The organism is Salegentibacter chungangensis (assembly GCF_042678405.1).
Taxonomy (GTDB): domain Bacteria; phylum Bacteroidota; class Bacteroidia; order Flavobacteriales; family Flavobacteriaceae; genus Salegentibacter_A; species Salegentibacter_A chungangensis.
In genome coordinates this window covers 80801-99451 of record NZ_JBHTLI010000003.1, presented here as the reverse complement: position 1 = coordinate 99451, position 18651 = coordinate 80801, and the positions used below count along the sequence as shown (strand labels likewise).

Annotated in this window: 18 protein-coding genes; 5 read left to right on the top strand and 13 right to left on the bottom strand. The window is 41.1% G+C overall.

Annotated features, from left to right (window positions below; translation table 11 throughout):
• Window positions 1-29 precede the first annotated feature (29 nt).
• From ACFQ3Q_RS12935 to ACFQ3Q_RS12900, 8 genes are all read right to left on the bottom strand, one after another.
• A complete protein-coding gene (locus ACFQ3Q_RS12935) occupies window positions 30-686 on the bottom strand; it encodes a phosphoribosylanthranilate isomerase (protein ID WP_380746511.1) in 657 nt (218 codons plus the stop codon).
• Window positions 687-691: 5 nt separating this feature from the next.
• The gene (trpC, locus tag ACFQ3Q_RS12930; protein WP_380746509.1) at window positions 692-1477 is read right to left on the bottom strand and encodes an indole-3-glycerol phosphate synthase TrpC; all 786 of its coding nucleotides are present in this window, start codon (window positions 1475-1477) and stop codon (window positions 692-694) included.
• Window positions 1478-1502: 25 nt separating this feature from the next.
• A complete protein-coding gene (gene trpD, locus ACFQ3Q_RS12925) occupies window positions 1503-2495 on the bottom strand; it encodes an anthranilate phosphoribosyltransferase (protein WP_380746507.1) in 993 nt (330 codons plus the stop codon).
• A gap of 82 nt (window positions 2496-2577) precedes the next feature.
• Window positions 2578-3144, bottom strand: coding sequence for an anthranilate synthase component II (locus tag ACFQ3Q_RS12920; protein ID WP_380746505.1), 567 nt, complete (start codon window positions 3142-3144; stop codon window positions 2578-2580).
• 1 nt (window position 3145) lies between these two features.
• The gene (locus ACFQ3Q_RS12915; RefSeq protein ID WP_380746503.1) at window positions 3146-4543 is read right to left on the bottom strand and encodes an anthranilate synthase component I family protein; all 1398 of its coding nucleotides are present in this window, start codon (window positions 4541-4543) and stop codon (window positions 3146-3148) included.
• Window positions 4544-4778: 235 nt separating this feature from the next.
• The gene (locus ACFQ3Q_RS12910) at window positions 4779-5348 is read right to left on the bottom strand and encodes a YceI family protein (protein ID WP_380746501.1); all 570 of its coding nucleotides are present in this window, start codon (window positions 5346-5348) and stop codon (window positions 4779-4781) included.
• A gap of 26 nt (window positions 5349-5374) precedes the next feature.
• The gene (locus ACFQ3Q_RS12905; protein WP_380746499.1) at window positions 5375-6007 is read right to left on the bottom strand and encodes an NAD(P)H-dependent oxidoreductase; all 633 of its coding nucleotides are present in this window, start codon (window positions 6005-6007) and stop codon (window positions 5375-5377) included.
• 9 nt (window positions 6008-6016) lie between these two features.
• Window positions 6017-6469, bottom strand: coding sequence for a MarR family winged helix-turn-helix transcriptional regulator (locus tag ACFQ3Q_RS12900; RefSeq protein ID WP_380746498.1), 453 nt, complete (start codon window positions 6467-6469; stop codon window positions 6017-6019).
• Between the two features lie 188 nt (window positions 6470-6657).
• On the opposite strand from ACFQ3Q_RS12900, the gene ACFQ3Q_RS12895 reads away from it, so the two are divergent.
• The 5 genes from ACFQ3Q_RS12895 to ACFQ3Q_RS12875 all read left to right on the top strand — a co-directional run bounded on the left by ACFQ3Q_RS12895 (window position 6658) and on the right by ACFQ3Q_RS12875 (window position 10451).
• Complete coding sequence (locus tag ACFQ3Q_RS12895) at window positions 6658-6969, top strand: rhodanese-like domain-containing protein (protein ID WP_380746496.1); 312 nt, start codon at window positions 6658-6660, stop codon at window positions 6967-6969.
• Window positions 6970-6971: 2 nt separating this feature from the next.
• On the top strand, window positions 6972-7370 hold the full coding sequence (locus tag ACFQ3Q_RS12890) for a rhodanese-like domain-containing protein (RefSeq protein WP_380746495.1): 399 nt from the start codon (window positions 6972-6974) through the stop codon (window positions 7368-7370).
• Window positions 7371-7553: 183 nt separating this feature from the next.
• Window positions 7554-8789, top strand: coding sequence for a S8 family peptidase (locus tag ACFQ3Q_RS12885; protein WP_380746493.1), 1236 nt, complete (start codon window positions 7554-7556; stop codon window positions 8787-8789).
• Window positions 8790-8951: 162 nt separating this feature from the next.
• Window positions 8952-9638, top strand: a complete 687-nt coding sequence (locus ACFQ3Q_RS12880; RefSeq protein ID WP_380746492.1) for an outer membrane beta-barrel protein — start codon at window positions 8952-8954, stop codon at window positions 9636-9638.
• Window positions 9639-9770: 132 nt separating this feature from the next.
• Complete coding sequence (locus ACFQ3Q_RS12875; RefSeq protein WP_380746490.1) at window positions 9771-10451, top strand: aspartate/glutamate racemase family protein; 681 nt, start codon at window positions 9771-9773, stop codon at window positions 10449-10451.
• 71 nt (window positions 10452-10522) lie between these two features.
• Here ACFQ3Q_RS12875 and ACFQ3Q_RS12870 read toward each other — a convergent pair whose 3' ends face one another.
• From ACFQ3Q_RS12870 to ACFQ3Q_RS12850, 5 genes are all read right to left on the bottom strand, one after another.
• On the bottom strand, window positions 10523-13741 hold the full coding sequence (locus ACFQ3Q_RS12870; RefSeq protein WP_380746489.1) for a TonB-dependent receptor: 3219 nt from the start codon (window positions 13739-13741) through the stop codon (window positions 10523-10525).
• Window positions 13742-13929: 188 nt separating this feature from the next.
• Window positions 13930-15195 (bottom strand): NAD(P)/FAD-dependent oxidoreductase, encoded by a 1266-nt coding sequence (locus ACFQ3Q_RS12865; RefSeq protein WP_380746487.1) that lies wholly within the window; start codon window positions 15193-15195, stop codon window positions 13930-13932.
• Window positions 15196-15320: 125 nt separating this feature from the next.
• Window positions 15321-16880 (bottom strand): DUF7282 domain-containing protein, encoded by a 1560-nt coding sequence (locus tag ACFQ3Q_RS12860; protein WP_380746486.1) that lies wholly within the window; start codon window positions 16878-16880, stop codon window positions 15321-15323.
• A gap of 312 nt (window positions 16881-17192) precedes the next feature.
• Window positions 17193-18050, bottom strand: a complete 858-nt coding sequence (gene rlmF / locus ACFQ3Q_RS12855; RefSeq protein ID WP_380746484.1) for a 23S rRNA (adenine(1618)-N(6))-methyltransferase RlmF — start codon at window positions 18048-18050, stop codon at window positions 17193-17195.
• A gap of 57 nt (window positions 18051-18107) precedes the next feature.
• Window positions 18108-18629: a hypothetical protein gene (locus ACFQ3Q_RS12850; RefSeq protein WP_380746482.1), complete on the bottom strand. Its 522-nt coding sequence runs from the start codon at window positions 18627-18629 to the stop codon at window positions 18108-18110.
• Window positions 18630-18651 lie beyond the last annotated feature (22 nt).

Below are 18651 nucleotides of genomic sequence, written 5' to 3'. Positions count from 1 at the left end.
TGAAATTATTCCGGACTCTCTTGGAGACTTTAGAATAACCTCATATTACTTTTAAACTTTTTCAATTTCTCTGCTTCTTTAAGCCCGGGCTGGGATTCAAATCGGCTGTTCACATCCACGGCATAGATCAGGTTTTCTTTTCCCTGTTGCTGAAAATAACCGGCTAATTCTTCAATTTCAGGAGTCTCTTCCAATCCTATTCCCCCGCTTAAAAAGAATGGGGTGGCAGATGGATAGTCCTTTAGCAATTCCCAGTTAAAACTGATGCCGTTCCCGCCTTTGTTCTTTCCCTTGGTATCAAAGAGAAAGAAATCCACGATCCTTTCATAAGGCTCAAGTTTTTTAAAATCAAAATCATCTTTTACTGAAAACACCTTGATGATCTCTATATCCGTTCCTTTGAACAGGGTCTTTAACTCCCCGCAGAACACTGCGCTTTCATCCCCGTGTAACTGAACAGCCTCCAGCTGATGGTCCTTTATTTTCTCAAGGATAAAGGCGACACCGGCATTGACAAAGACTCCGGTTTTCTTTATGCCGTCCGGAATTTCAGGGATTTCGGAATCAAAGAACCGCGGGGTTTTTTCATAGAATATGAAGCCCATATAATCAGGATGTAATTCGGCAACTTCCCGGATATTTTCAGGATGCTTCATTCCGCAGATTTTCAATTTGATATCACTCATATCATTTAAGCCTTCAGTTTTTTGATAAATTCTTTTGCACTGGCACCGGGATCTTCGGTTTTCATAAAATTCTCACCGATCAAAAATCCTTCAAATCCATAATTCTTAAGGTCTTTTATGACTTCTACCGAGCTGATCCCGCTTTCAGAGACCTTCACAAAGTCTGAAGGGATCTTTTCAGAAAGCTCCTTGCTGGTATCGGTACTTACCTCAAAGGTTTTTAAATTCCGGTTGTTTACCCCAAGCATATCCAGACTGGACATAATCGATTTTTCCAGCTCTTCTTCGTTATGAACCTCCAGTAACACATCCAGCCCCAGGTTTTTCGCAAACTCAGAAAGAGTCTTGATCTGTTTCCGGTCAAGTACGGCGGCGATAAGTAAAATTACGTCGGCGCCGTAGGCTTTAGCCTCTAAAAGCTGATATTCATCGATAATGAATTCCTTTCTTAGTAAAGGAATTTCAACCGAAGCCCTGGCGTATAGCAGATCTTCAAGGGACCCTCCAAAATACTTGCCATCGGTGAGAACTGACATTCCGGAAACTCCGGCCTCTTCATATCCTTTGGCTACATCCTGAACGTTGAGGTCCTGGTTGATCACCGATTTAGAAGGAGATCTTCTTTTATGCTCGGCTATGATGCCGGTATCACTTTTCCTTAGCAATTCTGCAAGGGAAATGCTGGTTCGCTCAAAAAGAACCGATTTTTCCAGCTGGGAAACAGGGATAAGTGATTTTTTCAATTCCACTTCCCGGCGCTTATCAGCTATTATTTTATCTAAGATGTTCATTACTCAATTTTATGCGGAGTTGTGGTTATTTACTTAGTTCCTGTAATTTTCTAAGGGCCTTTAAGGCTTTGCCGGAACTTATCGCTTCTTTGGCAGCTTCAAATCCTTCCTGTGGACTAAGGTCTTTTGCGGTTGCGATGGCCATTCCGGCATTGGCACATACCACATTGCTCTGGGCATCGCTTCCCTTTCCTTCCAGGATATTTACAAGAATTTCAGCCGAGCTTTCAATAGAGCCACCGCCTGCAATCTCTTCTGCATTTAATTTGTTCACACCAAAATCTTCCGGGCTCAGCATTCCTTCAGAATTGTTTGAAATGGTTTTAGTGTTATCAGTAAGGGAGATCTCATCGTAACCGTCAAGTGCGTGTAAGATCGTGAAATTCTTGTCGGTATTCTGATAAAGGTAACCATACATTCGCGCCAGTTCCAGGTTGAAAACACCCACGAGCTGATTCTTTGGAAATGCAGGATTCACCATTGGGCCAAGCATATTGAAAAAGGTCTTTACCGCAAGGGATTTCCTGACCGGGGCAACATTCTTCATCGCGGGGTGGAAGAGGGGAGCGTGCAAAATACAGATACCTGCTTCGGCGATACATTTTTCGAGAAAATCTGCATCGCTGGTAAATTTTATTCCGAGGAACTCCATTACATTAGAGCTTCCGCTAACCGAAGAAACTCCGTAATTCCCGTGTTTTGCGACATTGACTCCAGCACCTGCAGTTACGAAAGAGGAAGTAGTGGAAATATTAAAAGTGTTCTTGCCGTCGCCTCCTGTTCCGCAAAGGTCAATGGGGTTATAAGCACTAAGATCTACCGGTACGCATAATTCCAGCAATGCATCGCGAAAGCCTTCCAGTTCCTGAATGGTAATACTGCGCATCATATAGACCGTAAGGAATGCCGCGATCTGACTCTCGTTATATTCTCCGCCAGAAATATTGAAAAGCACCTGTTTGGCTTCCTCTTTACTGATGGTTTCGTGATTTATTAATCTGTTGAGTAATTCTTTCATTTTCTTAAGACTGAATTCGGGTGATAAATGTTATTGTTTTGGTTGTCCTGAAGATATTTTCAGGATAAGTTGCTTGTGAAATCTAACTGTTCACCCAGTTCTCTATCATTTTTTTTCCTTCAGGTGTCAATACGGATTCCGGGTGGAATTGCACTCCTCTTACATCATATTCCCTGTGGCGTAAAGACATTATCTGTCCGTTTTCATCGTAGGAAGTCACTTCCAGAGCATCGGGCAGGTCTTTCAATACTACCCAGGAGTGATAACGGCCTACTTTCATTTGCTTCGGCAGGTCTTTGAAAAGAGGTTCATCGTCTACACATAATTCAATATTGGTGGCCACCCCGTGGTAAACCGATTCCAGGTTGCCCAGTTTCCCGCCAAAAACTTCTCCTATGGCCTGCTGACCAAGGCAAACACCAAGTATGCTTTTTGTTGCTGCATATTTTTCGATAATAGGCTTTAACAGGCCTGCTTCTTCCGGAATTCCCGGGCCCGGAGAAAGGAGAATCTTGTCGAAATCTTCCACATCTTCCAGCTCCAGCTGATCGTTTCTTCTTACGGTAACCCTGCAATCCAGGTCTTCCAGGTAATGCACCAGATTATATACAAAGGAGTCGTAATTATCTATCACTAATATCTTTTTCATCTTAAATATCTTCAGCTATTTCAAGAGCTTTGGTTAAGGCTCCAAGTTTGTTATACACTTCCTGTAATTCGTTCTCTTCAACCGACTCTGAGACCACTCCGGCGCCGGCCTGGTAATGTAACTGGTGATTTTTACTTACAAAAGAGCGAATGATGATCGCGTGGTTAAAGTTTCCTTCAAAATCCATAAACCCGATCGCGCCTCCATAAGCATCCCTGTTCACATTCTCATATTTTTCAATGAGTTTCATCGCAGAATGTTTTGGGGCACCGCTAAGGGTTCCTGCCGGGAAGGTGTCGGCAACCACCTGCATCGTTGGCGTGTTTTCATCTTTCTTTCCGGTTACCTTGCTCACAAGGTGGATCACGTGGGAGAAGAACTGTATTTCTTTGTAGGTCTCAACCTTAACTTCATTGCCGTGGCGGCTAAGGTCATTTCGGGCAAGATCTACCAGCATTACGTGCTCAGCATTTTCCTTCTCATCGGCGGCCAGTTTTTTTGCCAATTCGGCGTCCTGCTCATCATTTCCGGTTCTTTTAAATGTTCCGGCTATCGGGTGAATTTCGGCACGACCGTCTTTCACCACCAGTTGTGCTTCAGGAGAACTTCCGAAGATCTTAAAATCTCCGTAATCAAAATAGAATAAATAGGGGGAAGGGTTCACATTTCTAAGCGCTCGATATACATTGAACTCATCTCCCTTGAACTTTTGAGAAAATCTTCTGGAAAGCACCATTTGGAAAACATCACCCCTGAAACAATGTTTTTTTCCCAGCCTCACGTTCTCCTTAAACTCTTCATCGCTAAGATTGGAGACCGGGTCATCCTGGCGATGGAAGTTATAGGTTGCAAAATTCTTGACCTTAATGAGCTGCTCAATTTCCCGGATTTTACTTTCGGTATCAAAGCTGTGATCAAAAATATAGGCTTCGTTATTAAAGTGGTTGATGGCGATGATATTCTGGTAAACCGCATAGTACATATCGGGAAGTTCCAGGTCGCCATTTCTTTTGGTAATTTCCAGGTCCTCAAAATACCTTACCCCGTCATAAGCGATATAACCGAAAAGTCCATTGTTGATAAACTTGAAACTGGAATCTTCAGCCTGGAATTTTTGAGAAAACTCCTGAATTTTTTCGGGAATATTCACCTCCGGAGTGATACTGGTTGAAGTTTCACTTCCATCAGGAAATACTTCGACCACCTTTTCATTTTGTACTTTAATAGAAGCAATGGGATTGCAGCAAATATAAGAGAAGCTGTTGTCACTGGCGTGATAATCACTACTTTCCAGCAAGAGGCTGTTGGGATACCTGTCCCTTAATTTCAGGTAAACGCTTACCGGGGTGATCGTGTCGGCAAGCAGTTTCTTGTAGGTGGTATTTAGTTTATATTTCATTTTGAATTTTTTGAATAAAAAAAGGCTTGTCGTGAGACAAGCCTTTTGTATGATTATATACTATAGCAGTGTTACTTCACGACGTTTTGACGTAAATTAAACCACCACCAGGTATTTGCTATTCTGTTTTTCATTTGCTTCAAAGATAGAAACGAAAGTTCAATAAACAAACATTTTTTAAAAATAAAACCCCGCTTTAAATTTAAAACGGGGTTTTATGGTAATCAAAATTAAATTAGAATTTCAGTTCTACTTCAAGATCGAAATTATCATAGATGGTTTTGTCTCCAAGGTTATCGAAGAAGCTTCCTGAACCGTAACGCACATCATACTTTGTACGGTCTATGCTAAGGTCTGCAGTGGCTGTATCCCCATCCCAAACTAAATCGAAAGTGACTGGATTAGTTTTGCCTTTTATAGTAAGATCTCCAACAACTCCGTAAGTATTACCTGACTTTTTTGAAGCGCTTGTAATGACTAATTTCGAAGTTGGGTGATTTGCTACCCCAAAGAAATCATCAGACTTCAGGTGGCCTTCAAGTTTAGCCTTGTTGTCTCCTTCAAGGTCGGTAACATTGATGGAAGTCATATCGATAATGAATTCACCCCCAAGGATCTTGTCATCATCAACGCTAAGATAGCCGTCTTTGAACTCGATGGTTCCTTCGTGAGATCCGGTAACTTTTTCACCGGTCCAGGTAACTTCACTAGACTTTACATCTATCTGTTTCTTTACATTTGTAAATGCAACAGTGGCTAGAACAATCGCTGAAGCCACGGCTCCTTTTAAAAGATTCTTTTTCATAACAATTTTTATTTTTAAAGTTTATATTAAATTAAGTGAAATAATTCTTCTTTGTTTTTCCTGACTTTGGTTGCGTGCTGGGCCTGGTCTTCTTCGCTTCTAAAGCCCATTGTGGCAATTACCGCTGTGGTAAGTCCTTTGTCTTTTAAGCCAAGAATTTCATCATATTTAGCGGCATCGAAACCTTCCATTGGGCAGGTGTCAATTTTCTGACTTGCAGCTGCGGAAAGGAAATTTCCTAAGGCGATATAAGCCTGATTGGCAGCCCAAATACTTTTTTCTTCCTGAGAGAACTGAAGCACCGTATTTTTAAGCATATCCTCAAGACCTTTCAGCTTTTCAAGATCGAGTTTGCGGGTTTTGCTGATGTTCTTCAAATATGAGTTTACATAGTCCTCATTGATCTCCGTAAGATTTGCGAAAACCAGCAGGTGAGAAGCATCTGTGATTTGAGGCTGATCCCAGGAAGCAGCTTTAAGCTTTTTCCGAATGTCTTCGTCCTCTATTACAAACACTTCATAAGGCTGAAGTCCGTAAGAAGATGCTGATAACTGAATGCTTTCCAATAAGGTTTCTACCTGATCTTTACTTAGCTTTTGTTCAGGGTCAAACTTTTTTGTGGCATAACGCCAGTTTAAATTTTCATTATACTTTTCCATAGCAATTTTTTATTTCCTTAATTTATTCAGGAGCTCTATGAGAGTCTCCACTTCTTTTTCATTTAAATTTTTCACCACTTCTTTTTCGGCTTCCTCAAAAACAGGATCTATTTTATCAAGCAGTTTTAAACCCTCTGGAGTGATGGTGATCTCTACCTTTCTCCTGTTGTTTTCGCAGGTCACTCTTTTTACAAGGTCCTTTTTAATAAGCTTATCTACCAATCTTGTGGTATTGCTCATCCTGCTGATCATTCTTTCCTGGATTGTGGAAAGGTTAGCGGGCTTTCCTTTTTGCCCTCTTAAAATCCGAAGCACATTAAATTGTGGTTCAGAGATGTCGAACTCCTTTAGCACCTCGACTATCTTCTCGTTCATATAATTGGCAGAGAACAAGGTGTTCAGGATAAGCCTCCTGTAAGAAGGCAGTTTATTATTGGTCTTTATGTGTTCTTCAACATCCATTGTCTGTACAACATTTGTATGTACAAATATAAGGAAGTTTTGATTTGTAAAAACTAAAACTTTGTTAAAGTTATTGGAAAGCATAATCCTGTTTAGGAGAAAAAGTTTTCATTGCTTCCTCTTTGACGCTATTTAAAGATTCATTTATCTTTACTTTTTATTAAAGAACCCAAAGTCTGTTTAAAATTATGAAAGAACTAAATCAGGAAGAATGGAGAGCGCAGTTGGAGAAAGACGATAATGCTGTTATCCTTGATGTGCGTACGGAAGAAGAAGTAGATGAAGGCTATATTCCTAATGCGAAGAATATCGATATTTACAAAGCTCAGGAATTTATGGAAGAAATTGAAAAGCTCCCAAAAGATAAAAGCTACTATATTTATTGCCGGTCTGGAAAACGAAGTGCCCAGGCCTGTATGATGATGGATCAGATGGGTTTTGATGAAACCTATAATCTTGCCGGTGGATTTATGGAATGGCAGGGAGAAAAAACCAGTTAATTATGTCACAGTTCAGATTGTTTTTTGCGCTTGGTCTTTTAAGCCTTATTGGTCTTCAGTCCTGTAAAAAGGCCAAGGCTGTTGAAGCAAATGCACAACTTATTAGTGTTCAGGAGATGAAGACGCAGTTAAAAATGGACGATGTACAGTTAGTCGATTTAAGATTAAAAAAGGATTTTGCTTCATCTCATATTCTTAGTGCGGAGAATATCGTTTACGATGAAAATTTCAAAGAGAATATAAATGCTCTTGATAAAGATAAACCGGTAATTGTTTATTGCTACAGGGGGGTGACCAGCAAAAGAGCTGTTGAAATTCTTCAAAAATCAGGTTTTAAAAAGATATATGAACTTGAAGGAGGTATAGCCAAATGGGTGCAGGAGGAAAACAAAGCTGATTAGAATTTATCACCAAAAAAGTTAAAAAGCCACCGATTTCGGTGGCTTTTTTTATTGACACTAATAATAAAATTTTTAATGTTTTTTATGTTTTTTTGATTATTATGCCGATAAAATTTGCAATTTGTCGATAAAATTATAGATTTGATACATCTATTAACCTATTTTTAACTAAAAACTTAGCAAATGTTTTTAAACAACTTACGACCATTGGCGGCTTCAGCACTTGCAGCTGCCTTTCTAATTTCCTGTTCTCAGGATGCAAAAAATGAACAACAGCCGGAAGAGCAACTTGTAGCTCCTTCTTCTTCGCAAATGATCGAAGGGCAATACATTGTTGTTTATAATACCTCTGTTACGGGGGATGAAGGGAAGAGGTTCCCACAGGATTATGCCCGGGCTCAGGAGGCGGTGCAATCCAGAACAAGACAAATGCTTGCAAGTACCGGAATTGATGACTCAGAGATCCTGGCGGTTTTCAGTCATACAGTAAACGGTGCCGCGCTTAGATTATCTGCAAAACAGGCAGAGTTACTTAGTAACAAAAAAGAAGTTGCGTATATTGAAGAAGATAAGATCGTAACTTTCGCTCCGCCTTGTGGTACTCCAAGCGGAGGACCTTGTGATGGCGATCCTGGAGGTGGCGGTTCCGGCCAGGAAACTCCTTATGGTATTGCCCGTGTTAACGGGATAGCAGATTATACCGGATCTGGTGTAGCCTGGGTTATCGATACCGGGATCGATCTTGATCACCCTGATCTGAATGTAGATGCTGCCAGAGGTTTTAACGCCTTTACTTCTGGAAAAGATGCTAAATCTCTGGATGATGGTAACGGTCACGGATCACACGTTGCAGGTACTATTGCAGCCATTAACAATGAAATTGGTGTTATTGGTGTTGCTCCTGGCGCAACCGTGATTCCTGTAAAAGTTCTTGACAGTCGTGGTAGTGGTTCTTACTCTGGAGTAATAGCCGGGGTAGACTATGTAGCCGCTAACGGACAGTCGGGAGATGTTGCCAATATGAGTCTTGGAGGACCAGTGTCTCAGGCTTTAGATGACGCAGTAGTTGCAGCTTCCGAAAACGGAATTAAATTCGCCCTTGCCGCAGGTAATGAAAGCGATGATGCTAATAACCATTCACCAGCACGTGCCAACGGATCTAATATTGTAACGATTTCTGCGATGGATAATACTGACAGCTGGGCTTCTTTCTCTAATTATGGAAACCCACCGGTAGATTACGCTGCACCTGGTGTTGCGATCAAGTCTACCTGGAAAGATGGAGGTTATAATACCATTAGCGGTACGTCTATGGCATCTCCGCATGCTGCAGGGATATTATTATTAGGAAATGCATCTACTGATGGTGTCGTAAGCGGTGATCCTGACGGGAATGCAGACCCTATTATTGTTCATTAATCCAACTTGACTTAATGATAAAAAGCACCAATTTTTGGTGCTTTTTTTATTTAGTATACGTTTGGCCGATATTTTACGTTAAAAAGATAGCGGGAGTTTATTTGAATATTTTATTTAATTGATATATTTACCCGGTATCTTGACCTATTTAAATTAACTGGTATGAATAAAAAATTTCTATTGATCTTAATTGCAGGATTTTACTTTTCTTTTGCCCAGGCACAGGAGTATAGTTTTGGAGTTAAGGGCGGAGCTAACTATAATATAGGAGGAGAAATCACAAGCGAAAGTTCTGGTGGTATTTTTACTGTTGGTACGTACCAGGCAGATTCCAAGATTGGATTTCATGGTGGAGTTTTCTTCCAGCTCAAATTTGGTAAGATTTTGATCCGTCCGGAAGCTTATTATAATACACTTGAAACTGAATTTCCCTTTCCGAGTAAAGTAGCTAGTTTTTCAGTAGATAGATTAAGCATACCTCTTTTAGTTGGGTATAATATCTATGGACCTATAGATATATATGCTGGGCCGGCTTACCAAAGTGTTATTACTTCCACTCTTGAGGGTACTCAGCCTACAGATCAGGAGATTGTCGTGCAAAACTCACCTTTATCAGCTCAAGCAGGAGTAAAGTTTAACATTGGGAGATTTGAATTAGACCTTAGATATGATCATTCTTTAGCAACTAAAGAGCCTCAAGATATTGATATAAGAAATGGCGAGTATGGAATAAATCTTTCTCGAGAAGATAATGACATGAGATTAAACCAAATCCTTTTCAGTGTGGCTTTCAAAATTGGAGACAGTGAAAAGGCCGGAAGAAGACGTGGCGGGAATTGCTATTTCTAGTCTTTGATTCATAATATATAAAAAAAGCCTGGGCAAAAGCTCGGGCTTTTTTTATTGATATAATCATTTTGCAACCTGTGTTACTTTATGAAAGGCCTAGATTGTCTAAATTTATTGGAAAATCAATTTATTATGAAAACTCTCGGAATGATTGGAGGTACCTCCTGGCACTCAACCATAGAATATTACAGAATGATTAATGAGAATGTGGGCAAGAAGATAGGTTCACAGGGAAATCCTCCATTAATAATTCACAGCCTTAACGTGGAATTGATGCGTAGAGGAGACTGGAACGAAATCAATAAGACTTATCTCGAAACTTCCCAAAAGCTGGAAAATGCGGGAGCAGAGGCCATAGTTATATGTGCCAATACTCCGCATCTTGTTTACGAATTTGTACAGCCAAAAATAGGAGTGCCCATTCTTCATGTAGCCGATGCTGCCGGTAAAGAAGCGGAAAGGCTTCAGCTTTCAAAATTAGGGCTGCTTGGTACAAAACCGGTAATGACTAAAGGCTTTATCCAGGATCGGCTGAAATCTAATTTTAATATAGAGACTATTATTCCTGAACCGGAATACCGGGAAGAGACTCATAAGTATATTTCAGAAGAGCTGACTCGCGGAGTATTTAGCGAGGGGGCAAAGAAATTCTACCTGGATCAAATTCAAATATTAAAAGAAAATGGAGCAGAAGGGATAATTCTTGGGTGTACAGAGCTTCCAATGTTGCTGAAACAGGAGGATACTGATGTTCCGTTACTGGCAACCACCGATCTTCACGCCCAAATGGCCGCCGACTTTATTTTAAGCTAATCAGACCTTCTAAATAAAAAAATCCCGCTCAGGAATACCTGGCGGGATTTTATATTTGTGTTCAGGTGGTTTTAGAAGATATATCTAAGACCTACCTGTGCCTGCCATCTTGACTGAAGACTAAAGTCATAGGCAAACGTACTCTCTTGATCTGGATCGAATGAGTAAACCGGGTTGTTGTTCTCATCAACGCTAACTCCAATCGGCTGGTCGTTAACCGGTCTCTCTATCACACCCCAGTCAGAGTTCAACAGGTTACCGAAGTTAAGGATATCAAGACTCAACTGTATAGTGTTGGTTTTTTCACCAACTTTAAAGTTGTAGTCCTGAAGGAACTTCACATCCCATCTTCCTCTCCACGGGCTTAAGATTCCATACTTTTCAGCATACTGACCTCTGTTTTCGCTCAGGTAATCGTCCTGCTCGATGAAAGATTCTAAAGCTGCACGCTGAGTTTCCTGTTCGCTTGCATCACCTGTAAAAGTGTAAGAGTCAAGTTCGCTTTCAGTAGGGATATAAATAAGATCGTTCAATACAGATCCGTCGTTGTTGATATCTCCTGAGTAAGTGTAAGAGAATCTCCCTCCCTGTGCATATTCGAAAAATGCCCCGATAGAAGTTCTCCATTGGTCATTATTACCGTAAGTGAATTGCTTGTTCAGCTGCCCAACAATACGGTGCTTGTCACCATATCTTGAAGCAGAGCTTACAGCTTCGTTCACGTGGCCTAATGCTGGATTACGGTCATAAGCATCACTTGAGATCTCTGCATCTAATGAACTTGCGTCCTCAACCTTTAAAAAGTTATAAGCTACACTTGCGTAAAGCCCATTTTCAAAGGTTTTGCTGAATTTGGTAGACCAGTTGAATGAATATCCAACATCTGTATTAGTAAACACGTAAGCATTAGTTACTCCACCAAATTCGTTTACAGCACGGTCAGATTCCAGATAAACAGGTCTGTTGTCAACTCCGTTCAGGTTACCTGATGGTCTTGCTAAACCATAGTTTCTTACCATTTGAGCATTGATATCTTTGGTGTAAACAAGGTCGGTCGTAGCAAGTAAACCGTTTTCAAACTTATAATCGGCTCCTAAGCTGTTTCTCCAAACTTGTGGGTACTTAAAGTTAGGTGCAGTAGTCTGGTAGAAGTAGAAAGCAGGGTTGGCTACCTGGTTTCCTATCCATACAAATGGAAGTCTACCGGTAAAGATTCCTGAACCACCTCTTAACTGAAGCTTATTGTTTCCTAAAACATCCCAGTTGAATCCAACTCTTGGAGACCATAAAAGGTCGTTAGATGGTAACTCAAGGCTGTTAAGTTTTGTAGGGTCGCCGTTTTCATTGTAATAAGTGATGCCTGGCTGGTAATCTCCGTCAGGAAAAGTACCTCCTGCAAGACGGTCTATGTTCTCACGAATCTTGTCAAGAGTATTGAAATATAAAGGCTTGTCTACACGAAGTCCGTAGGTGAAAGTGAAGTCATCTGTCATTTTCCACTTATCCTGTGCGTAGAATGCAAGCTGACCAACATTGGTTTCAGCAAGAGCCCAGCTATCATTTGCATTTCTGTTCTCATATACATTCTGAGCATTCTGAAGTGCAGCTGCAATAGTTCCGTTGTTGATAGCTTCCTCAAAGCTTCCTCCAGGTGAATTAGGGTTTGCTCGTACGCTGGTGAATGCATCAAAGAAAGTACTTACAGGTCCGTAACCTTCTTCTTCATTTCCAGGATAATCATAAGCTCCCAGGTTAAAAGAGTTGTCAAAATCAAAGCGCTCAAAGCTTGTTCCCAGTGTGAAGGTATGGCTTCCGGATACAATGTTCAGATTGTTGGTGATCTGGTAAACGTGCTGCTCTAAACGGTTGTTGATAGAGAAAGGCTCGTGTCCTGCTACAATGTATCTTACACCGTCTTCCTGAATGTTGATAGGAGGTGCAGGTGCTGAGAAAGGATCACGGCTGTCATCGAAGAAAGTATATCCTGCCTGGAATTTATTTGAAATATTGTTTCCAAAGCTGGAGTTAAGTTCTACTAGCCACGAATCAATTTTATTGTTAATAGTGTAACCTGAATTTCTGTATTGTAGGGTAGTAAGGTCAGGACCTCTACGTCCAATAGCTTCAGGGTTTGCCGGAAGGTCTCTTGAAGCGTCCAGGAAGTTATAGATAAACGCCATACGGTGGTTATCGTTAATGTTCCAGTCAAGCTTTAGGATACCTTTAGTAGATTCTGTAATATGGGTGTAGCCTTCGTAAGGACCTGTTTCATATCCAAGCTCTCCAAGTTGATTTGATACATAATCAAGATCTTCGGCAGAAACTCTTGATACATTTGCTCCCGTTAAACCGGGGCGGCTTGCAACAAAGTTAGATCCAAGATCTTCTCTGTCATCTTTTTCAAAGTTTGCAAAAACAAATAGTTTGTCTTTGATAATTGGAGCACCAATACTAACTCCGTACTGTGCTTGTTTAAGGTCCGGAACGATAATTTCATCTCCGGCTACTTTCTTTCCGGTCATATCTTCATTACGGTAAAAACCGTAAACTGTACCTTCAATCTGGTTAGTACCACTTTTGGTAACAGCATTTACAGAGGCTCCGGTAAATCCTGCTTGTGTTACATCGTAAGGAGCTGTAGAAACCTGAATTTGCTCAATCGCATCTAATGAGATTGGCTGAGCATTGGTTTGTCCTCCAGGAGTTGCAGCATCTAGTCCGAATGGGTTGTTGAAGATAGAACCATCAAGGCTAAAGTTGTTGAACTGGTCGTTTCTACCTCCAAAAGATCCGTTGCTGGATGCCATTGGTTCAAGACGGTAAAAGTCTGAAGCAGATCTTGAGATGGTAGGCAGAGTCTTAAGCTCTTTGCTTCCTACACTGGTTACAGCACCTGTACGGTCGCTGTTAATGATCTGGTTTCTTTCTCCTTTAATTACCACTTCCTGAAGCTGAGTTTCGTCTGAAACCATATTTACTTCAAGATTGTAAGTCTCACCAAGGCTAAGATTAACATCATTGTAAACCGCAGTGTTGAAACCTACAAAGCTTATAGTAATCTTGTAAGGACCTCCTACTCGAAGGTTGAGTAAGTTGAACCTGCCATCAAAGTTAGTGACCGCTCCGTATTTGGTTCCGGTTGGAGTGTGTACGGCGGTGATATTGGCACCCGGTAGAGGTTCTCCGTCTTCAAAATAAACAGTTCCGCTTATTTCTGCAGTGGTTACCTGGGCCGTGGCCGGAAGGAAACCTAGAAAAGCGATAAAAAGTAAGAGTAATAAACGCTTCATTTTTAAATTTTTAGTAGTGTTGATTGTGTTAAAATTTTTGCAAAAGTAAATTAATATGAAGGAATTCCAACTATAGATTTCACTTTTTGATAACATTCTTAATATTTAGATGCTATTCATACAGGCTGTTATAGTGAAACGTTCGGTCCTGAAGCAGTATTCTGGAGAAAAAGAGAAGGCTAAAGCTTTTAAATTCTATCTTTTGGCCTTATGATCATTCTTAGGTCCTGATTTCTGGTGAAATATGCAATGGTCCAGTTGTAAAAAGTCCTAAGCCTGTCGTGGCGGTTAACAAGTGCGAAAAGATGAATAAGCGACCAGATTAACCAGGCAGGGAGCCCCTTAAGATTCATTTTGGGTTTCGGAATTTCAGCTACGGCTTTACTTCGGCCTATAATAGCCATAATGCCTTTGTCATTATAAACAAAATCTTCTGGCTCCTTTCCTTTGTTTATTTTTTTCAGATTTTTTGCAAGATGCTCTCCTTGTTGTTTAGCTACCTGTGCCAGTTGAGGATGGCCTTCGGGAAAGGCTTTGTCGCTGGTCATTATGCAGGTATCCCCTAGAGCATAGATATTTGAAGAATTTTCGATCTTGTTACAGGCATCCACCTTAAGCCGGTTTCCGGGACCGTACGTTTCTTCCGGGATTCCGGGAAATTTCATCGCTGTAACGCCGGTAGCCCATATCAGGTTCTTGCTCCTAATATAGGAGCCGTCCTTGAGGCTTACATTTTCCCCGTCAAAGTCGGTCACCCGGGTGTTTAGCTTGATTTTTACCCCAAGGTTTTTAAGGGCTTCATAGGTGTAGCTTTGAGATTCCTCGCTCATAGGAGCAAGCAAAGAGTCACCTCCGTTCACAAGATATATTTTTCCATGAACATCATTAAGTTCAGGATATTCTTTAGCGATTATTGACCTGCGCATCTCTGCGAACATCCCTGAGACCTCCACCCCGGTTGGTCCGCCTCCTGCAATGACCATGGTTACCCAATCTTCCTTTTCTTTAATATCTTTTGTCTTTGTTGCCATCTCGATACGCTGAAGAAGAAGATTCCGCATATTAAGGGCGTCATCAAGGGTTTTCATAGGGATTGCATTCTTTCGAACGTTGTCCAGGCCAAAATAGTTGGTCTTGGTTCCGGTCGCTAAGACAAGTATGTCATAGTCCAACTCTTTATCAGATATGATAACCTTGTTTTCGTCTGGCTTTACTTCCTGGAATTCGCCAAGCCAGAAATGAACATTCCTCTTGTTTCCGAAAAGTTTTCTGAATGGGTGACTTATAGAAGATGGTTCCAGAAAGCCGGTGGCAACCTGATAAATAAGCGGGGGGAAGAAATTGTAGTTGTTCCTGTCTACCAGGGTAACATCGAAGTCCCTAGAGTCATCAATGGATCTTATGAAATTCAAACCGGCAAATCCGCCGCCTATAACTACAACTCTTGTTTTCATAGAAGCTTTGGTTAGCAAAGGGGAAATTAATGAAAATGAAATAGAAGGCCTAACCTAAATTAAGACTTAAAAAAACCGATAGCAATGCTACCGGTTTCTCAGCCTAAATAATAATTGAAATATTACTACTCAGTAATGTCGATCGGGGTAACTACTACGTTTCCATCCACCACGATAGGCAGGTCAAGACCGTTCATTCCATCGAATTCATATTCTCCGGCCGCTCCGGTATCGTTGTGTAGCATTACCCATACAGTATCTCCTGCATTTACGTCTGCTGACTCTTCAAAGCTTATCTCAACATCATTATTGGTGCCTGCTTCAAGATATACTGGATTAGAGATAATTTCCGGTACTACAGGCGCACCGTCTCCGTTATCGGCGTGAACCACTACCCATCCGTCTTCAGCTACGGTAATGCTTTCTGCAGTGATCATATTGTCACTTACAGCCTGGTTATCTATAGTAATTGATCCTGTAATAGCTGAGGTGGATACATCGGTAATTACAAGGGATTCCATAACGATGTTCCCTTCAGCATCAGTAATTGGACCATCAAGCCCATTCTGCCCGTCAAATTCATATTCTCCTTCTGTTCCGGTATCGGTATGCAACATTACCCAAACAGTGTCATTCATATTTACGTCTGCCGATTCTTTTAGCGGAACTTCAACATTGGTATAGGTTCCTGCTTCAAGGTAAACAGCCTGAGAAATAATGTCCGGTACCACAGGCGCTCCGTCACCATTGTCGGCGTGGATCACCACATAACCGTCTTCTTCAAGCGTGATAGCTCCAACAGTAACATTGTTGTTGGTAAGCACCTGATCGTCTACGGTAAGGGAACCTGCCGCGGCATCGTTTTCAGTAATACTGAATGAAGCCAGAACAACATCTCCGTTCATATCGGTAATAGGACCGTCAAGTCCGTTCTCTCCGTCAAATTCATATACTTCTTCTTCACCGGTATCGGTATGAAGCATAGCCCATAGGGTGTCGCCGGCTTCAACATCGGCGTTTTCAGTAAACATCACATCAACATCGGTGTGGGTTCCTGCTTCAAGATATACAGGTTCAGAAATAATGTCCGGTACTACGGGCGCTCCTTCACCATTATCGGCGTGAATTACCACATAACCCGATTTATTTAGGGTAACAGAACTTATGGTTACCATATTATCTGTAACAGCCTGATCTTCTACCATAAGAGACCCGGTCGCTTTCTCCATAACGCTAAAAGACTGGGTTACCACATCTCCGCCGGCAGTCAAAATTGGAGCATCAAGCCCGTTACTGCCGTCAAATTCATACATCCCAATTTCACCGTTATCGGTGTGGAGCATTGCCCAAAGCGTTTCTCCGTCTTCGATCTCTACTCCGTCTTTCAGTTCTACCATTACATCTGAAGATGTTCCGGCTTCCACCATTTTTGGTTCAGAAATAATATCGGGAACCATAGGTCCTCCGCTTTCAGCAGCGCGGTGGATCACAACCCATCCGTCTGCACTCATTTCCACATCACTAATAGTAAGCATATTGTTTTCGACGGTTTGGTCAGCTACGGTAAGGCTCCCTGTAGGATCCATAACCTCTACCATGTCATCGTCGTCTTCACTGCAGGAAGTTAACCCCAAAGCAGCAAAGCTTAAAAACATAATTAAAAAGTAATTTTTCTTGAATTTCATAAGTGTAATCTAATTTTAGGTGATTGATTTCGAATTTATGGATTAGATTACAGGGAATAGTTAAGAACTTATTAATGTAGCATATAATTGCTGGATTTTAAGAGAATTTAATAATCGCTTAAGAAGGTTGTAAGGTTTGACTAAGCTAGTTTGTGTAGAAGGAGCTTAATTCGAAACAGAGAAAAAAGAATTTCAGAATTCTAAAGTGCTATTTATAAGATTTGAGATGCAGATCCTTCAATCATTCATACTTTAGAAGGCTATGCCTGAGAGCGCTTTGATCAAAACAGCCTGAGTGAAAAAGAGGTCTTTTTATTCGAATTTCCAGGCTATGAACCTGCTTTTTTTATTCCCCTGGCTCATCTCTACAGTTCGGTAGGCGGCCTTTAATTTCTTCAGTTGTTTATAGATTTTCGGGAGATTTTCTTTTCTGGATACAAGACTGGTAAACCATCCTACCTGCGAGCCGAACAATACACTTTCCTTGATCATCCTTTTTATGAACAGGGATTCCCCGCCGTTGCACCATAACTCGTTTGCCTGTCCGCCAAAATTAAGCTTCGGATTCTTCTCATTTTCCAAATTCTTTAATTTCCGAAGCGCCGCTTTATTGGCTTCCTTTTCTGAAGCGTGAAAAGGGGGATTGCACATACTAAAATTATAATACTCCTTTTCTTTAATCATTCCCTTAAAAATACTACCGCGGTCTTCCTGGTGCCTGACCTCAATGGCTGCTGAGAGCCCAGGATTAGCATTGATGTTTCTTTTGGCTGCTTTAACTGAAGTTTCATTAATATCGGTTCCAACCATTTTCCAGTTGTAGATCCTGTTGCCTAAAATAGGATAGATGGCATTGGCACCCACCCCGATATCGATGCCTTTGATGTTTTTTTCTAATCCGTCTTCTGCAAGCAGGTCTGCCAGATGATGAATATAATCTGCCCTTCCGGGAATTGGAGGACAGAGGTGATTTTCAGGGATATTCCAGTCTTTCACCTGGTAATGGTAGCTGAGTATTGCTTTATTTAGCTGTAGTACAGCATCAGGCTCGCTAAAATCTATACTCTTATTTCCGTGGGGAGTAACGAACACGAATTTTGATAATTCCGGGTTGGATTCGGTTAAAACGTTAAAATCGTAAGGGGCGTTATGAATATTATTGGGGTGCATTCTTTAATTTTTGAATGTTCCAAAGATAGCAGTTTATAGCTCGAATATTCCCATCCATCAAATCCTGTAGAAGAATGTAATCCCGACAATCGGAAGCACTTTTTGATCAAGATCTATATCGAATAAGAACCAGGTGTTCTCCTTCGCTTTTTTTTCGGTTATATCTTCAGAGATCACATAAGCAGGACCTATGTCGATCTGAACTCCAAAATTATCTGAGAAGTTGAGATCTCTTCCAATTCTCAGGTCCAGGAACAGGTATTTTGCCAATTCGGACTCAGTATCAGATCTGCTATAGGTAAAACTGCTGCGAATGTACCAGGGTCGCCTTGTAGAAAATGCCGTAGATCCTCCAAAGTGGTAAAGTAAATTTGCCTGCAGGGAGAAAACCTCTTCATCGGCTGATGGAAGGGTTCCTGCACTAAAACCTAATTCTGTTTGGTTTATTTGGAAACGCCCGCCAATATTGATCAGTTCCGGGATTCCTATTCCCCCGGTTATATTAAAACTCTCCTGCTCCTGTCCGTAACCCGTGAGAGGATAGATACAAACCAGGAATATTATTAACAGTCTTCTCATATTAATTAATTTGATTGGTAAT

Bases quoted from the DNA above. Each gene is read 5' to 3' on its own strand.
- ACFQ3Q_RS12890 (WP_380746495.1), top strand. From the start codon at position 6,972: ATGTCACAGTTCAGATTGTTTTTTGCGCTTGGTCTTTTAAGCCTTATT.
- ACFQ3Q_RS12885 (WP_380746493.1), top strand. From the start codon at position 7,554: ATGTTTTTAAACAACTTACGACCATTGGCGGCTTCAGCACTTGCAGCT.
- ACFQ3Q_RS12880 (WP_380746492.1), top strand. From the start codon at position 8,952: ATGAATAAAAAATTTCTATTGATCTTAATTGCAGGATTTTACTTTTCT.
- rlmF (WP_380746484.1), bottom strand. From the start codon at position 18,050: ATGCACCCCAATAATATTCATAACGCCCCTTACGATTTTAACGTTTTA.
- ACFQ3Q_RS12920 (WP_380746505.1), bottom strand. From the start codon at position 3,144: ATGAAAAAGATATTAGTGATAGATAATTACGACTCCTTTGTATATAAT.
- ACFQ3Q_RS12895 (WP_380746496.1), top strand. From the start codon at position 6,658: ATGAAAGAACTAAATCAGGAAGAATGGAGAGCGCAGTTGGAGAAAGAC.
- trpC (WP_380746509.1), bottom strand. From the start codon at position 1,477: ATGAACATCTTAGATAAAATAATAGCTGATAAGCGCCGGGAAGTGGAA.
- trpD (WP_380746507.1), bottom strand. From the start codon at position 2,495: ATGAAAGAATTACTCAACAGATTAATAAATCACGAAACCATCAGTAAA.
- ACFQ3Q_RS12915 (WP_380746503.1), bottom strand. From the start codon at position 4,543: ATGAAATATAAACTAAATACCACCTACAAGAAACTGCTTGCCGACACG.
- ACFQ3Q_RS12850 (WP_380746482.1), bottom strand. From the start codon at position 18,629: ATGAGAAGACTGTTAATAATATTCCTGGTTTGTATCTATCCTCTCACG.
- ACFQ3Q_RS12900 (WP_380746498.1), bottom strand. From the start codon at position 6,469: ATGGATGTTGAAGAACACATAAAGACCAATAATAAACTGCCTTCTTAC.
- ACFQ3Q_RS12875 (WP_380746490.1), top strand. From the start codon at position 9,771: ATGAAAACTCTCGGAATGATTGGAGGTACCTCCTGGCACTCAACCATA.
- ACFQ3Q_RS12905 (WP_380746499.1), bottom strand. From the start codon at position 6,007: ATGGAAAAGTATAATGAAAATTTAAACTGGCGTTATGCCACAAAAAAG.
- ACFQ3Q_RS12860 (WP_380746486.1), bottom strand. From the start codon at position 16,880: ATGAAATTCAAGAAAAATTACTTTTTAATTATGTTTTTAAGCTTTGCT.
- ACFQ3Q_RS12870 (WP_380746489.1), bottom strand. From the start codon at position 13,741: ATGAAGCGTTTATTACTCTTACTTTTTATCGCTTTTCTAGGTTTCCTT.
- ACFQ3Q_RS12935 (WP_380746511.1), bottom strand. From the start codon at position 686: ATGAGTGATATCAAATTGAAAATCTGCGGAATGAAGCATCCTGAAAAT.
- ACFQ3Q_RS12865 (WP_380746487.1), bottom strand. From the start codon at position 15,195: ATGAAAACAAGAGTTGTAGTTATAGGCGGCGGATTTGCCGGTTTGAAT.
- ACFQ3Q_RS12910 (WP_380746501.1), bottom strand. From the start codon at position 5,348: ATGAAAAAGAATCTTTTAAAAGGAGCCGTGGCTTCAGCGATTGTTCTA.